General features: G+C 67.3%; 17 protein-coding genes. 11 read left to right on the forward strand and 6 right to left on the reverse strand.

The window, feature by feature from the left end; translation table 11 throughout:
* The first annotated feature begins 6 nt into the window (after nt 1-6).
* The 4 genes from WC597_RS05715 (at nt 7) to WC597_RS05730 (ending at nt 3,168) form a co-directional block, all read left to right on the forward strand.
* Nucleotides 7-1,260 carry an aspartate aminotransferase family protein gene (locus WC597_RS05715; RefSeq protein ID WP_372692513.1) on the forward strand — a complete coding sequence of 418 codons (1,254 nt, stop codon included), beginning with the start codon at nt 7-9 and terminating at the stop codon, nt 1,258-1,260.
* Nucleotides 1,261-1,287: 27 nt separating this feature from the next.
* A complete protein-coding gene (locus WC597_RS05720; RefSeq protein WP_372692334.1) occupies nt 1,288-1,695 on the forward strand; it encodes a GxxExxY protein in 408 nt (135 codons plus the stop codon).
* 85 nt (nt 1,696-1,780) lie between these two features.
* Nucleotides 1,781-2,695 carry an ornithine carbamoyltransferase gene (argF, locus tag WC597_RS05725; RefSeq protein WP_372692335.1) on the forward strand — a complete coding sequence of 305 codons (915 nt, stop codon included), beginning with the start codon at nt 1,781-1,783 and terminating at the stop codon, nt 2,693-2,695.
* Complete coding sequence (locus tag WC597_RS05730) at nt 2,692-3,168, forward strand: hypothetical protein (protein ID WP_372692336.1); 477 nt, start codon at nt 2,692-2,694, stop codon at nt 3,166-3,168. The genes argF and WC597_RS05730 overlap by 4 nt, the downstream gene beginning before the upstream one ends.
* A gap of 63 nt (nt 3,169-3,231) precedes the next feature.
* Here the strand turns inward: WC597_RS05730 and WC597_RS05735 are convergent, their stop codons facing one another.
* Both WC597_RS05735 and WC597_RS05740 read right to left on the reverse strand, forming a co-directional pair.
* Nucleotides 3,232-3,729: a pyridoxamine 5'-phosphate oxidase family protein gene (locus tag WC597_RS05735; protein WP_372692337.1), complete on the reverse strand. Its 498-nt coding sequence runs from the start codon at nt 3,727-3,729 to the stop codon at nt 3,232-3,234.
* Nucleotides 3,730-3,790: 61 nt separating this feature from the next.
* Complete coding sequence (locus WC597_RS05740) at nt 3,791-4,009, reverse strand: hypothetical protein (RefSeq protein WP_372692338.1); 219 nt, start codon at nt 4,007-4,009, stop codon at nt 3,791-3,793.
* Between the two features lie 216 nt (nt 4,010-4,225).
* Here WC597_RS05740 and WC597_RS05745 point away from each other — a divergent pair, with 216 nt between their 5' ends.
* The 3 genes from WC597_RS05745 to WC597_RS05755 all read left to right on the forward strand — a co-directional run bounded on the left by WC597_RS05745 (nt 4,226) and on the right by WC597_RS05755 (nt 8,915).
* A complete protein-coding gene (locus WC597_RS05745; protein WP_372692339.1) occupies nt 4,226-7,078 on the forward strand; it encodes a hypothetical protein in 2,853 nt (950 codons plus the stop codon).
* Between the two features lie 98 nt (nt 7,079-7,176).
* The gene (locus WC597_RS05750; RefSeq protein WP_372692341.1) at nt 7,177-8,100 is read left to right on the forward strand and encodes a sulfite exporter TauE/SafE family protein; all 924 of its coding nucleotides are present in this window, start codon (nt 7,177-7,179) and stop codon (nt 8,098-8,100) included.
* The gene (locus WC597_RS05755; protein WP_372692342.1) at nt 8,100-8,915 is read left to right on the forward strand and encodes a TIGR02186 family protein; all 816 of its coding nucleotides are present in this window, start codon (nt 8,100-8,102) and stop codon (nt 8,913-8,915) included. The genes WC597_RS05750 and WC597_RS05755 overlap by 1 nt, the downstream gene beginning before the upstream one ends.
* Here the strand turns inward: WC597_RS05755 and gluQRS are convergent.
* Genes gluQRS through WC597_RS05770 form a run of 3 tightly spaced genes read right to left on the reverse strand, consistent with a single transcriptional unit; the run spans nt 8,899 to nt 10,298 of the window.
* Nucleotides 8,899-9,759, reverse strand: coding sequence for a tRNA glutamyl-Q(34) synthetase GluQRS (gluQRS, locus tag WC597_RS05760; protein WP_372692343.1), 861 nt, complete (start codon nt 9,757-9,759; stop codon nt 8,899-8,901). The two genes, WC597_RS05755 and gluQRS, sit on opposite strands and share 17 nt — an antisense overlap.
* Nucleotides 9,760-9,762: 3 nt before the next feature.
* Nucleotides 9,763-10,053, reverse strand: a complete 291-nt coding sequence (locus WC597_RS05765; protein WP_372692344.1) for a type II toxin-antitoxin system RelE/ParE family toxin — start codon at nt 10,051-10,053, stop codon at nt 9,763-9,765.
* Nucleotides 10,050-10,298 carry a type II toxin-antitoxin system ParD family antitoxin gene (locus WC597_RS05770; protein WP_372692345.1) on the reverse strand — a complete coding sequence of 83 codons (249 nt, stop codon included), beginning with the start codon at nt 10,296-10,298 and terminating at the stop codon, nt 10,050-10,052. Before WC597_RS05770 ends, WC597_RS05765 begins: the two co-directional genes overlap by 4 nt.
* A 112-nt stretch (nt 10,299-10,410) precedes the next feature.
* Between WC597_RS05770 and WC597_RS05775 the strand changes: the two genes are divergently transcribed.
* The 4 genes from WC597_RS05775 to WC597_RS05790 all read left to right on the forward strand — a co-directional run bounded on the left by WC597_RS05775 (nt 10,411) and on the right by WC597_RS05790 (nt 12,819).
* On the forward strand, nt 10,411-11,061 hold the full coding sequence (locus WC597_RS05775) for a DNA-3-methyladenine glycosylase (protein ID WP_372692346.1): 651 nt from the start codon (nt 10,411-10,413) through the stop codon (nt 11,059-11,061).
* A complete protein-coding gene (locus WC597_RS05780) occupies nt 11,058-11,717 on the forward strand; it encodes a trimeric intracellular cation channel family protein (protein WP_372692347.1) in 660 nt (219 codons plus the stop codon). Before WC597_RS05775 ends, WC597_RS05780 begins: the two co-directional genes overlap by 4 nt.
* Nucleotides 11,718-11,720: 3 nt before the next feature.
* Nucleotides 11,721-12,119: an ASCH domain-containing protein gene (locus WC597_RS05785; protein WP_372692348.1), complete on the forward strand. Its 399-nt coding sequence runs from the start codon at nt 11,721-11,723 to the stop codon at nt 12,117-12,119.
* A 139-nt stretch (nt 12,120-12,258) separates the two neighbouring features.
* A complete protein-coding gene (locus WC597_RS05790; RefSeq protein ID WP_372692349.1) occupies nt 12,259-12,819 on the forward strand; it encodes an HNH endonuclease in 561 nt (186 codons plus the stop codon).
* Here the strand turns inward: WC597_RS05790 and WC597_RS05795 are convergent.
* Entirely contained in the window at nt 12,816-13,280 is a 465-nt protein-coding gene (locus WC597_RS05795; RefSeq protein ID WP_372692350.1) for a hypothetical protein, read from the reverse strand. The two genes, WC597_RS05790 and WC597_RS05795, sit on opposite strands and share 4 nt — an antisense overlap.
* Nucleotides 13,281-13,352: the final 72 nt, after the last annotated feature.

Below are 13,352 nucleotides of genomic sequence, written 5' to 3' on the forward strand. Positions count from 1 at the left end.
GTCCGTATCAATCCGGCTCCGTCGCGCTCGCGTCGGGGCCGTCTCGCTTTTGGAGGTCTTAGTCCCGTGTCCACGAACCATCTGATGGGTGTCTACAATCGCGCGCCGCTGGAAGTGGAACGCGGCCGAGGCGCACGCCTGTGGTCGACGGACGGGACCGAGTATCTGGACTGCGTCGCCGGCATCTCGACCAACGGCCTGGGCCACGCCCATCCCGAACTGGTCCAGGCGGTCAAGGATCAGGCCGAGAAGCTGTGGCACGTGTCCAACATCTTCCGCATTCCGGGCCAGGAAGCGCTGGCCGACGCCCTGTGCGAGTCGAGTTTCGCCGACGTGGTCTTCTTCACCAACTCGGGCACCGAGGCCGTCGAGTGCGCGCTGAAGACTGCGCGCAAATATCATTCGGCCAACGGCGCGCCCGAGCGGATCGACATCTACGGCTTCGACGGCTCGTTTCACGGCCGCACCTATGGCGCCATCAACGCCGCCGCCAACCCCAGCTACACCGAGGGCTTCGGCCCGCCGATGCAGGGGTTCCATCAGCTGACCTGGGGCGACAAGCCCGCGCTGGAGGCCGCCTTCAAGAACCCGACCACGGCGGCGATCATCCTCGAACCCGTTCAGGGCGAGGGCGGCTGCCGCGAGACGCCGGTCGAGGAACTGCGCTGGATGCGTCAGATGGCCGACGACAATGGCGTGCTGCTGATCTTCGACGAGGTCCAGTGCGGCATGGGTCGCTCGGGCAAGCTGTGGGCGCACGAATGGGCGGGAATGGTGCCCGACATCATGGCGGTGGCCAAGGCTTTGGGCGGCGGCTTCCCCATCGGCGCTTGCCTGGCCTCGGCCAAGGCGGCCTCGGGCATGACGGTCGGCGCCCACGGCTCGACCTTCGGCGGCAACCCCCTGGCGATGGCCGTGGGTCAGAAGGCGTTGAGCCTGATCAATACGCCCGAGACGCTGAACAACGTCGCCGAGATCGCCGGTTATCTGAAGCAGCAGCTGGCGGGTCTTCAAGCACGCTTCCCCGACGTGATCGTGGACGTGCGCGGTAAGGGCTTGCTGATCGGGGTCAAGCTGGTCCCGAACAATCGCGAGTTCATGGCCTTGGCGCGCGACACGCAACAGCTGCTGATCGCTGGCGGCGGCGACAACTGTGTGCGCCTGCTGCCGCCGCTGAACCTGACGCTGGAAGAGGCCCGCGAGGCCATCGCCCGCTTCGAGGGCGCCTGCGAGGTGGCGCGCGAGAAGCTGGCGGCCTGATCGGGTTCATCACAACGGGCACGGCGAATGCACGACGGACACGACGGCAGGGAGGCTGTTTCACCGGAAGTGAACCAGATCGGCCGCGCCGTCATGGACGCGGCCTTTGCCGTGCATCGGGAACTTGGACCGGGTTTGCTGGAGTCGGTTTACGAGCATTGCCTCGCCAGCGATCTGATCCGCGCCGGCCTCGCCGTGGAACGGCAGGTCGCCATTCCCGTCCGTTATCGTGATGACCGATTGGACGTCGGCTTCCGCCTCGATCTGCTCGTAGAGCGTCAGGTGATCGTCGAGGTCAAAGCCATCGACGCCCTGGCGTCGATCCATACCGCCCAGATCCTCACCTATCTGAGGTTCTCGCAAGTTCGATTGGGCTATCTGATCAACTTTAACACCCCCAGACTGAAGGACGGCTTTCGCCGTCTGGTTTTATGATCCCGTCGGCCGCCTTGCGTCGTGTTCGTCGTGACATCGTTGTGCTCTTTGTGATGAACCTCTTTTCGTCTCGACCGGATCGCCTATGACCCGCCACTTCCTCGACATCCACCGGCTCGACGCCGCCGAACTGCGCGCCATTCTGGACGACGCCCATGCCCGCAAGGCCGCCCGCAAGGGTTGGCCCCAGGGTCGCGCCGACGCCGATGCGCCGGGCGAGGACCGCGTTCTGGCCATGATCTTCGAAAAAAACTCGACCCGCACCCGCTTCAGCTTCGACGCGGCCATCCGGCAGCTGGGCGGGTCGTCCATCATCGCCACCGCCGCAGACATGCAGTTGGGTCGCGGCGAGCCGGTGGAGGACACCGCCCGCGTCCTGTCGCGCATGGTGGATGCGGTGATGATCCGCGCCAACGACCACGAGGATGTCGAGCGTTTCGCCCGCGTCTCGACCGTGCCGGTGATCAACGGCCTGACCGACCGCTCGCACCCCTGTCAGATCCTGGCCGACCTGCAGACGATCGAGGAACATTCCGGCCCCATCGCCGGCAAGACGATCGCCTGGATCGGTGACGGCAACAACGTCTGCCACAGCTTTATGCACGCGGCGCCCAAGTTCGGCTTCCACCTGAACGTCGCCTGCCCGGCGGAATACCATCCCGATCTGCGCGACCTGGCCAAGGGCGGCGACGCCGTCACCCTGACCAGCGACCCACGCGAGGCGGTCAAGGGCGCCGACGTGGTGGTCACCGACACCTGGGTCTCGATGGGCGATCAGGATTATGAGGCGCGCCTGGCCGCCTTCGAATCCTATTCCGTTGACGAGGCCCTGATGGCCCTGGCCGATCCCGACGCCGTCTTCCTGCACTGCCTGCCCGCCCATCGCGGAGAGGAAGTCACCGACGCCGTCATCGACGGGCCGCAGTCGCTGGTCTGGGACGAGGCCGAAAACCGCATCCATGCCCAGAAGGCCGTCCTGGCCTGGTGCTTCGGGGGATGACTCTGGACGAATGGAAGGCGATGTCGATGGCATCGCGCTTCTGGTTTGTCTTGGTAATGCTTCTAGCAGTCTCGGTCGGTGCTTTTGCGCTCTTCACCGTGGCGGCGCCGACGCTTGATCCCGGCAAGTTCTCATATGAAGCCGTCATCCTTGAAGGGCGCGTCGGCATATCATCCTACAAAGGGCAGCCGGTGCTCATGATCACTGACGAAGAGGGCCGTAATCATGCGTCGCGATGCAACCCTTATGACCGTGAACAGGCCTGCGTTGATTTGGCATTGGTCAGGGGATTGCACAAAGGCCAGCAGGTCAAAGTCGGGCTTATAAGGGCGAAGCTCTGGCCGTTGGCTGATGACGCGATCATCTACCTAGCCTCGAACGATCACGTCTTTTTGGAGTGTGCCGACCGGCTCGATGCCTTGGGAGTGGCCCGCACGCGAATATCAGGGATCGAGCGTATCGCTGACTGCTGACAGTCAAAAGCCGGGGATCGCTCCCCGGACTTTCAGATCCCCACGGATTGGGTGATCAGTCTGCTACAGTTTCACGTCCGACACGCCGCCGACGTCGGGCACGCTTTTGGTGAGATTGGCCTTGAGGACTTCGTAGCCGAAGCCCAGCGCGCCCTTGTCGGAGACCCAGACGCGACCGTCGTCGGCGTCGAAGCGAACCAGGGTCAGGTGGGCGTCGTCCTTGCCGTCGGGATACCAAGCGGCGACGATGGGGTTCCAGTATTTCTCGATGCGGGCGCGGTCCTGGTCGACGGCCAGGCGACCGTGGATGCAGGCCTGAACCTTCTGATCCTTGGCCTGGTAGCAGAACATGCCGTCCTGGCCGCCGCCGGCCACGTCGCGGGCGAAGTCCGTGTCGTCACGGGTGAAGAACCAGATGGTCCCGGTCTCTTCCTCGCCGAAGCCGGTCATCGGCTGGTGGTGATAGCCGGGACGGTCGAGGCCCAGCATCCCGGTGTTGGAGTCCTTCAGGCTCTTCCAGAATTCTTTTTCCGCCTCGGCGGGCGTCAACTTGTCGGTCATGCGGCATCTCCTTGCAGGGGTTGCAGGATCAACCGACCGGCCGGGTTCAGGTTCCTTAAGGCTAGGCTCCGGGAATCCACGGCGCGCGTTCGGCGCCGAACAGGGTGGTCAGGTGGATCAGCAGCAGCATAGCCACCGCCGCCGCCCCGATCATCAGGAACCGCCACGGCATCATGCGCGGCCCCTTGAACGGATCGGGCGGCCGCGCGCCGCGCCATCCGCAGAAGACCATGACGGCGAGGGCGACGCCCAGCAGGACGAGGGTGGTGGTCAGGTTCATGCGCCGCAGGTGGCGAAGCCTGCGCCGCTTGGCAAGCGAACCCTTGCCGGGAGGTTAATCTTCATGCCGCGTTAACCGAGATGATTCACTAATCCGGGCGTCTGAAGGGATGTCCACAGGATTGGGAGACCGCCGCTAGATATTGCGGTTAACCATCAGTTTACACCCTCGATATTGACGGTATAGCCTTCGCCATATGGGCCGGGAGACGAATCAGTGAGCGCTGCAGCGCCGTGGAGCGTTAAGGGAATCGATCCGAAGGCACGCGAGGTCGCCAAGGATCTTGCGCGTCGTTCCGGCATGACGCTGGGCGAATGGCTCAATTCCATGATCATGGAAGACGAGGACGAGGGTTACGCCACCCTGCCGCGCCGGTCCCAGATGTCCGAATATGAACGCCGCAACCGCAGTCGCCGGCTGGACGACGCCTATGACGTCGAGGACAGCAGCCACCGGATCAGCGCCTCCATCGACGTGATCGCCGCGCGGCTGGAAGCCGCCGAGCGCCGCTCGACCGTCGCCATTCAAGGCGTGGATCAGGCGGTTTCCGGCCTGATGCGTCGTCTCGATGGCCAGGAGGCCGAAGCTCAAGGCGCCGCCCGCCGCATCGACGACATCGCCGAGGAACTGCGCGAGGGCCATCGCCGCCTGCGCGCCTTCGAGCGCGACACCGGCCCGCTGACGCAGGAAACCTTCGCCAAGGTCGAGACCTCGCTGGGCGCGCTGAGCGGCCGTCTCTACGACATCGAGGAACGCCAGCGTCTGGGCGTCAACGATCTGCGCGAGCGGATGGAGGCGGTCGAAAAGGCCGCCGGCCCCGGCGTCGGCACCGAGATGCTGACCCAGGTCGGCGCGCGTCTGGACGAGGCCCAGAACCGCACGACCGAAGCCTTGAAGACGCTGGAACGCTCGTTCGCCGAACTAGACCAGCGGATGCGGTCGGCCGAAAGCCGGGTCGAGCCGGAAAGCGCGCGGGATCTCGCGCGCTTTGAAAAGCTGGCCGAAAGCCTGTCGCGCCAGATCGAGAACAACCGCGCCGAAATGATGCAGCGTCTCGACGCCGCCGAGACCGGCGCACGCATCGACCGCATCGAACGCGCGGTCCAGGCCGTCGGCGACCAGATCAAGACGTCCGAGCAGAAGGGCGCCGTGGGCCTGGAAGCCATGGGGCGCGAAGTCCTGCGCATCGCCCGCAACCTGAACGCCCGCGTCCAGAAGGTCGAAACCGAGGGCGCCGGCCGCACCGAGGCCGTCGCTCGCGCTGTGACCGAGGCCGTCGGCCAGACCATCGAGACCGAGGTCGCGCGGCGCGCCGGTCGCCTGGATCAGGAGTTCGCACGTCACGTCGACCGCGTCGATCAACGCCTGACCGCTAGCGATGACCGCCACGCCATCGCGCTGGAGAAGCTGGGCGGCGAGATCACCCGCATCTCGGACCAGCTGAGCGACCGCATCGCCCAGTCGGAGCGCCGCTCGCAGCAGGCGCTGGAAGACATCGGCCGACGCCTGTCGGAAAGCTCGGACAAGATCGAGCAACGCTACGACCGCGCCTCGGGCGAACTGGCCGAGCGGATGCGGATGAGCGAGGAGCGCACCGCCCGCCTGCTGGCCGAGGCCCGCGACAGCATCGATGCGCGCGGCCCCACGCCGATCCGCGACAAGCCGCTGGACAGTGAGCCGTCCTGGACGCCGTCGCGCCCTGTTCTGGAACGCGCCGCGCCTGCGCCCATCCAGTCCACATCCGTTGATGGCGACTGGCGCGCCGCCGCCTTCCCCGACGAGACCTTCACCGACCAGGACGCCTGGTCCAGCGATCCGGTCACGCCCGAAGTCGCCGCAGCCTCGCCTTTCCCCTCGACCAACTTCGCCGAGCCTGAAGCCGACACGGTCACGGCCGATGCGGACGAAACGCTGGCGCACCAGGTCGATCCCGACGGCGTCGAACCCATCATCCAGCCCTTCAGCGGCTTCGGCGGCGCCGATGTCGAGGATGCGCTGGAAGCGACCTCGCCCGGCTTCTCGACCGAGAAGCGCGACGCCCCCGTTCTGGACGCCGCCGACGACGACGATTTCGGCGGCGAGACCGAGTTCGTCGATCCGCGCCAGCTTCGCGCCACCATGGGCGCCGCGGCCGCCGCCGGTCGCGCCTCGGCGACCCGCAGCACCATCGACGCCGCCCGCGCCGCCATCACCACGCCGCCCGAGCCGGAACCGGCGCCGCGTTCGGGCTTTGGCCTCAAGCGCGGCGGCAAGTCCAAGCTGCAGGAGCGGCTGGACAGACAGGCGGCCAAGGACGGCTCGACCGTCAAGAAGACCTTTCTGGCCTCGGTCACGGCGGTCGCCCTGACAGGCGGCGTCTATGGCTATCTGTCCCTGACCGACGGCGGCGCGCCCGACTTCGACCTGCCGAGCTTCGGCGGCGCCCCCGCCGCTGACCCCGCCATGCCTATCGCCGCCTCGGCCGTGACGCCGACGGGCGTGCGACCGACCTTCGACCTCGCCGGTCCCGGCGCGGCCGACTACGAAACGGCCATCGGCAAGCTGGAGGCCGGCGACAGCACGGGTCTGGACGGCATGAAGCGCGCCGCCAATCTGGGCTACGCCCCGGCCCAGACCTATCTGGGTCAGCTCTATCTGGATGGCGCCAACGGCGTGCCCGCCGACCCGGCGCAAAGCCGTCAGTGGGGCCGTCGTGCGGCCGAGGGCGGCGATCCGCGCGGCATGCATCTCTATGGGATGCAACTCTATGAAGGCGACGGCGGCGCGACCAATCAGGCCGAAGCCCTGACCTGGCTGCTGAACGCGGCCGAGCGCGGCCTGCCGGACAGCCAGTACAATGTCGCGCGCATCTACGAGACCGGCGCCGACGGCGTGGCCAAGAATCCGACCGAAGCCCTGAAGTGGTACATGATCGCCGCGCGCGGCGGCGACTCCGAGGCCCAGGCCGCCGTGACGCGCCTGCGTCCGACGGCCAGCGCCACCGCCCAACGCGCCGCCCGAACCGCCGCAGACGCCTTCGTCGCCCAGTCCCAGCCCCAGTCGCAACCCGCTTCGCAGGCGACGGGCTAGATTCACACGCATCGGGCGGCTATCGGTCGCCCGTGTCGTCACGACCTCGTCCCCGCCTGACGGCGATCCTTTAACCGCTCCAGCCGAAGGCGCGTCCTTTGGACATCTATCTGCCGATCGCCGAGGTTTCGGTGAACTGGCCGACCCTGGTGATCCTGGGGGCGGTGGTCGGGTTCGTGTCCGGCCTGTTCGGCATCGGCGGCGGCTTCCTGATGGCCCCGATCCTGGTCTTCCTGGGCATTCCCCCGACCGTCGCCGTCGCCAGCCAGGCCAGCCACGTCGTCGCCTCCTCGACCTCGGGCGTCATCCGCTATGCCGGGGCGGGTTCTGTCGATTTCAAGATGGGATCGGTGATGGCGGCCGGGGGCGCGGTCGGCGCTCTGGCGGGGGTCGAACTGTTCCGATACCTGCGCCTGCTGGGCCAGGCCGACCTGGTCGTCGCCGTCTCCTATCTCGTCTTCCTGGGCGCCATCGGCGTCCTGATGCTGAACGAGAGCCTGACCGAAATCCTGCGCCGTCGTCGGGGCCTGCCCGCGCCGCACAAGCAGCATCGGCGGCCGATGTGGCTGTATGGCCTGCCGCTGAAGATGAAGTTCCCCAAGTCGGGTCTGTACATCAGCGCCCTGCCGCCGTTCGGCCTGGGCGTCTTCGCGGGCGTCCTGTCGGCCATCATGGGAGTGGGCGGCGGCTTCATCCTGGTACCGGCCATGCTGTATATCCTGCGGATGCGGGCGGGCGCGGTGGTGGGGACCAGCCTGTTCCAGATCATCATCACGACTGCGATCACCACCATACTTCAGGCCGGGCGCAACCAGACGGTCGACATCGTCCTGTCCACCATCCTGCTGCTGGGCGGGGTGGTCGGCGCGCAAGTCGGCGCGCGGTTCGCCGGGCGGTTCCGCGCCGAGGAGCTGCGGGCGGCGCTGGGGCTGATCGTTCTACTGGTCGGAATCCAGATGGGGCTGGACCTGTTCGTGCGCCCCAACGACATCTTCATGATCGCCCCAGGGATCGCGGACTGATGCAGGCGCTTCCTCCCCCTCCGCCAGCGATCACAGCGCCGGCTCCGGCCCCGGATCGTTCCGAGGCGACGACCGGCGACCTGCGCGTCGCCGCCGCCCTGACCGACGCCCAGGTTCGGGTCGATTCCAGCTTCACGGGCGCGTCCATCGTCCTGTACGGCGCGGTGTTCAATCCGACGCCCGAGCCGGCCGATGTCGTGGTGGTGGTGCGGGGACCGGATGCGCCGATCCGCCTGGTCAAGAAGACCCGCACCTCGGGCGTCTGGCTGAACAGCCGGCCTGTGCTGTTCGAGGGCGCGCCCGGCTTCTATATGACCGCCTCGACCCGTCCGCTCAGCGACATCGCCGACTTCGGCCAGCTGCGGCGTCTCGGCGTCGGGGTCGATCACCTGCGCATCGACGCGCCGGAGGAGAGCCGCACCGTCACCCGCTATGGCGTGCGTGACGTGGTCGTCAGCCGACTGGGCGACGACTATCTGGACTGGCGCCGCGCCGTGATCCGGCTGAAGGAGGCCGCCGCCCTCTACGACACCGATTCCCAAGGCGTCGAGTTCGTGGACCGGGGCCTGTTCCGCGCCGAGGTCGAACTGCCCACCGTCGCCCCGACCGGCAAATACTACGCCGAAGTCTGGCTGTTCCAGAATGGCGAGCCGCAGTCGGTGTCCAACCTGACGCTCACGGTCGAGAAGGTCGGATTGGAGCGCGACATCTACGAGTTCGCGCACCGTCGTCCGTGGCTTTACGGCGTGCTGTGCGTCGTTCTGGCCGCCCTGACCGGCTACGGCGCCTCGCGCATCTTCAGTCGTCGAAGCTGAAGCCCAGTTCGGCGCGCAGGGCTTGCGGCGTCAATCCGCCGGCCCTCAGTTCGGCCAGGGTAACCGAGCGATCCCGCTTGGCGTAGCGCCGCCCGTCCGGTCCCGCCAGCAGCCGGTGATGGCGATAGGTCGGCGCCGGCCAGCCCATCAGCGTCTGGATCAGCCGCTGCACATGGGTCGCCTCGAAAAGATCCTGGCCCCGGATCACATGGCTCACGCCCTGCAGCGCGTCGTCGTGCGTCACGGCCAGATGATAGGCGACGCCGGTATCCTTGCGCGCCAGCACCACATCGCCCGCCGCCTCGGGGTCGACAGCGACGAGGCCCGTCTCGCCGTTCGGACCTTCGCCTTCCTCCACGAAGCTCAGGCCGTTCCAGACCGCGTCGCCCAAAGCCTCTCGCGCCCGATCCAGCGACAGCCGCCAGGCGAAGGGCGCGCCCGAGGCCAGCAGACGCGCCTCTTCATCCGCCGGATGTGGGCCGGGTCTTGCCGCCTCCATCGCCCCGTGCGGCGCGTCGCCGATGCTGGCCAAGATGTCCTTGCGCGTGCGGAAACACCGATAGAGCAGACCGCGCGCCGTCAGGCTTTCGATCACGGCACCGTAGTCGTCCAGATGATCGGACTGCCGCCGGACCGGGGTCTCCCAGTCCAGACCCAGCCAGGCCATGTCTTCCAGAATGCCCGCCTCGTATTCTGCTCGGCACCGCGTCGGGTCGATGTCCTCGATTCTCAGCACGAACCGCCCACCCGTCACATTCACCGCCGACCAGGCGGTCAGGGCTGAGAAGGCATGACCCTTGTGCAGACGGCCGGTGGGGGAGGGGGCGAAGCGGGTGACGAACACGGCTCAGTCTTCGTCCCCAGCGAGCAGATGCGTCCAATCGCGCGCGGCATGAAGGATGCGGACGACCTCGACATCGCCCGTCACTCTGTAGAAAATCAGATAGCTGCCTTCGGCACGTTTACGCAGGTCGGCGACGCCAGCTTCCGGATAGCGTCGCGGATTTTGAGCGAGGGTTTCGCACCGTTCGAAAAGCGTCCTGACCAGCCGACGGGCCGCGTTTGGGCTGTCCAGCGCCACATGGTCTTCGATCACAGCCAGATCCTGCAAGGCGGCGTCGGCGAGCCGAACCCTCATTCGCCTTCGGCGGCCCAGCGGGCCTCGAACGCAGCGCGGGCGTCTTCGAGTGGCGTCAACCGACCGGCGTCGGCGTCGGCGATCCCTTCTTCCAGCTTGCCCAGCAAGGCCGCCAGTCGGGCTTCATGCTCCTGCACCAGTCGCACGCCGGTGCGCAGCACCTCGCTCTTGGAGCCGTATCGGCCGTCGCGGACCAAACGGTCCACCACCTGTTCCAGCGCGCCCAGTTCGACGGTCATGGTCATGACGACATCCTCAATCCACAGGCCAATAATAGTTATTAGGCTATGCTGTCGCCAGCCGAAATCCGCCAACGCCTCCATTTCCTTGAGCGCCCGCGCAGGTCATAGGTAGGCCATGCCGCTTCAACCCACGCCCCAGGACATCGCCGCCGCGCGCGAGGCGCTGGTCGCCGCCGATCCGGCGTTGGCGCGGGTTCACGCGCAGACGCCGGCCTTCGAATGGCGGCTGCGGGTCGGTGGGTTCGAGGGGCTGTTTCGCATGATCGTGGAGCAGCAGGTTTCGGTGGCCTCGGCCGCTTCGGTCTGGGCGCGGCTGCGCGAAGGGATGGGCGGGATCACGCCCGAACTGTTGCTGACGCACGACCTGGACCAACTGCGTGGCATGGGCCTGTCGCGGCAGAAGGCGACCTATGGCCAGGGCATCGCGCGGGCCCAGATGGCGGGCGAAATCGATCTGGAGCATCTGGCCAATCTCGACGACGAGGCGGCGATCGCCTCCCTGACGGCGCTGAAGGGCGTGGGGCTGTGGACGGCCGAGGCCTATCTGCTGATGTGCGAGGGGCGGCTGGATGTGTTTCCCGGCGGCGACGTGGCGCTGCAAGAGGCGATCCGCTGGGCCGACGGCGCCGAGGTGCGGCCCGATCAGAAGGGTGCCTATGCCCGCGCCGAGGTCTGGCGGCCCTATCGCGCGGTGGCGACCCATCTGCTGTGGGCCTGGTACACCGGCGTAAAACGCGGCGAGATCGTATTGGACGCACCGGCATGACCCCGCTCGATCCCGTCCTGACCGAACCTCTGCGCAACCCCCAAACCGTGCTGACGGCGCTGGACTTCGCCGGCGTCGCCGTCTTCGCCGCCACCGGCGCCCTGGCCGCCGCACGCGAGAAGCACGATGTGGTCACCTTCGCCTTTTTCGGCGCCATCACCGGCGTGGGCGGCGGCACCTTGCGCGACCTGTTGCTGGGTCTACCCGTCTTCTGGGTGCAGGACTGGCGCTATCTCGCGGTCTGTCTGTTCGCCTCGACGGCCCTGTGGCTGGTGGGTCAGCGCGACTGGCGGTTCCGCGCCCTGCTGTGGCTGGATGCAGTAGGCCTGGCGGCCTATGGCGTCATGGGCGCGGCCAAGGCCGAGGCGGCGGGCGCTCCGGCCCTGATCTGCATCGTCATGGGCACGCTGACGGCCTGTTTCGGCGGGGTGGTGCGCGACACATTGGCGGGTCAGCCGTCGATCCTGCTGCGGCGAGAGATCAACGTCACGGCGGCCATAGTGGCTGCGACCGTCTATATCGCGCTGCGGGCGCCCGGCACGCCGATCTGGCCCGCCGCCATCGTCGCGGCCCTGTGCGGTTTCCTGCTGCGCGCCGCCGCCCTGCGCTGGGGCTGGACCCTGCCGGGCTTCCCGACGCACGCCAGCCGCGCCTAGGTTATGAGCGAAATCCCCGCCGCCTATCGCGACTCTCCCCGCTGGCCTTTCGGCGACAGCCCTGAACTGGCCGACGAATTGCTGGCCCTGGTGCTGGCCGGCGTCAAGCGCGCGACCTGTTCGTCGCTGGCGGCGTGCGAGGCCGACATCATGCCGACCGTCGGCGAGGTCAGCGTGATCCTGGACGGCGCGGGAACGCCCTGCTGCGCCATCCGCACGACCCATGTCGAGATCATGGCTTTCGAGGACGTCAGCGAGGACTTCGCCCGCGCCGAGGGGGAAGGCGACCTGAGCTATGAATGGTGGCGGGACGCGCACGAGGCTTATTACCGTCGCGAAGGCAGCTGGGCGCCGGGCATGAAGGTCGTCTGCGAGCGTTTCGAACTGGTCGAGGTCTTCTGACGCCGCGTCACGAAAACGCTGCACACTGGTCATGGCGATGAGCGGGAATCACGCGTAGGCTGATCTCACAAGACTAGGGAAGGAGACGTGTCCTCACCTCTGTCGCCTCCATATCCCCCCGTCCGCGCGGGAGGGCCTGATGCAGGTTCTCCATCGACCGCCCTCCGGTTTTCCGGCCCTGGTGCTGAACGCCGACTTCCGGCCGCTGTCCTATTATCCGCTGTCGCTCTGGCCGTGGGAGGAGGCGGTCAAGGCGGTCTATCAGGACCGCGTGGATGTGGTGTCCCTGTATGACAAGGTCGTCCGCTCGCCCTCGATGGAGATGCAGCTTCCCAGCGTGATCGCGCTGCGCAGCTACGTGGACCAGGACCGCAACCCCGCCTTCACCCGCTTCAACGTCTTCCTGCGAGACGGTTTCGCCTGTCAGTACTGCGGGGAATCCAAGGAGCTGACCTTCGACCACGTCATCCCCCGCTCGCACGGCGGCCGCACGACCTGGGAGAACATCGTCGCCGCCTGCAGTCCCTGCAACCTGGCCAAGGGCGGGCGAACACCGCGCCAGGCCATGATGCCGATCCGCCGCGAACCCTATCGCCCCAACGCCTGGCAGCTTCAGGACGCCGGCCGCCGCTTCCCGCCCCACTATCTGCACCAGAGCTGGCTCGACTATCTCTATTGGGACATCGAACTCGAACCCTAGGGGCGCTGGACGGCGCTCACAGGCGACGGCCCGGTCGAGGCGCGGCGGCGACGCAGGCGGCGGTCCAGGCGGTCGATCTCGGTCAGGGTCAGGTCGGGGTGGCGTCGGAACGACTGGCGAAGTTGCTCGATACGGCCGGGCGCCCAGGCGGCCGTCACACCGGCGGCGCCGGCCAGGAAGTCGACGATGGAGACGCTGCGGCCGGTCAGGGCTTGCAGCAGTTCGACGCCGAAGGCGGCGGCGATGACATAGAGGGCCAGGTCGTCGCGGCGCTGACTTGGCGCGATCAGGAACAGGCCGCTGGCCACGCCGTAGAAGGCGATGACGTGCGCGGCCTTGTCATTCAGGCCGAACACCTGCTCCAGCCCCTGGAACGGCCCCAGCATCAGGACGGCCATGCCCAGCGCCGCCAGGGCGAAGCCGAGGCGGGCGGCCATGACGATGCGGCGTGGCGTGAGCATGAGGCGGGCGTCCGTGATCCTTGATCCGCCGTCATCCTGCATCACCGTCCGCCAAGATGCGGTGAAGCGACG

Source organism: Brevundimonas sp. (genome assembly GCF_041648115.1).
GTDB lineage: Bacteria > Pseudomonadota > Alphaproteobacteria > Caulobacterales > Caulobacteraceae > Brevundimonas.

What these genes read in the sequence shown, in the direction of transcription:
- WC597_RS05775 (WP_372692346.1), top strand. Translation starts at nt 10,411, where the DNA reads ATGCCGCTTCAACCCACGCCCCAGGACATCGCCGCCGCGCGCGAGGCG.
- WC597_RS05755 (WP_372692342.1), top strand. Translation starts at nt 8,100, where the DNA reads ATGCAGGCGCTTCCTCCCCCTCCGCCAGCGATCACAGCGCCGGCTCCG.
- argF (WP_372692335.1), top strand. Translation starts at nt 1,781, where the DNA reads ATGACCCGCCACTTCCTCGACATCCACCGGCTCGACGCCGCCGAACTG.
- WC597_RS05765 (WP_372692344.1), bottom strand. Translation starts at nt 10,053, where the DNA reads ATGAGGGTTCGGCTCGCCGACGCCGCCTTGCAGGATCTGGCTGTGATC.
- WC597_RS05795 (WP_372692350.1), bottom strand. Translation starts at nt 13,280, where the DNA reads ATGCTCACGCCACGCCGCATCGTCATGGCCGCCCGCCTCGGCTTCGCC.
- WC597_RS05780 (WP_372692347.1), top strand. Translation starts at nt 11,058, where the DNA reads ATGACCCCGCTCGATCCCGTCCTGACCGAACCTCTGCGCAACCCCCAA.
- WC597_RS05770 (WP_372692345.1), bottom strand. Translation starts at nt 10,298, where the DNA reads ATGACCATGACCGTCGAACTGGGCGCGCTGGAACAGGTGGTGGACCGT.
- WC597_RS05730 (WP_372692336.1), top strand. Translation starts at nt 2,692, where the DNA reads ATGACTCTGGACGAATGGAAGGCGATGTCGATGGCATCGCGCTTCTGG.
- WC597_RS05790 (WP_372692349.1), top strand. Translation starts at nt 12,259, where the DNA reads ATGCAGGTTCTCCATCGACCGCCCTCCGGTTTTCCGGCCCTGGTGCTG.
- WC597_RS05740 (WP_372692338.1), bottom strand. Translation starts at nt 4,009, where the DNA reads ATGAACCTGACCACCACCCTCGTCCTGCTGGGCGTCGCCCTCGCCGTC.
- WC597_RS05785 (WP_372692348.1), top strand. Translation starts at nt 11,721, where the DNA reads ATGAGCGAAATCCCCGCCGCCTATCGCGACTCTCCCCGCTGGCCTTTC.
- WC597_RS05735 (WP_372692337.1), bottom strand. Translation starts at nt 3,729, where the DNA reads ATGACCGACAAGTTGACGCCCGCCGAGGCGGAAAAAGAATTCTGGAAG.
- WC597_RS05720 (WP_372692334.1), top strand. Translation starts at nt 1,288, where the DNA reads ATGCACGACGGACACGACGGCAGGGAGGCTGTTTCACCGGAAGTGAAC.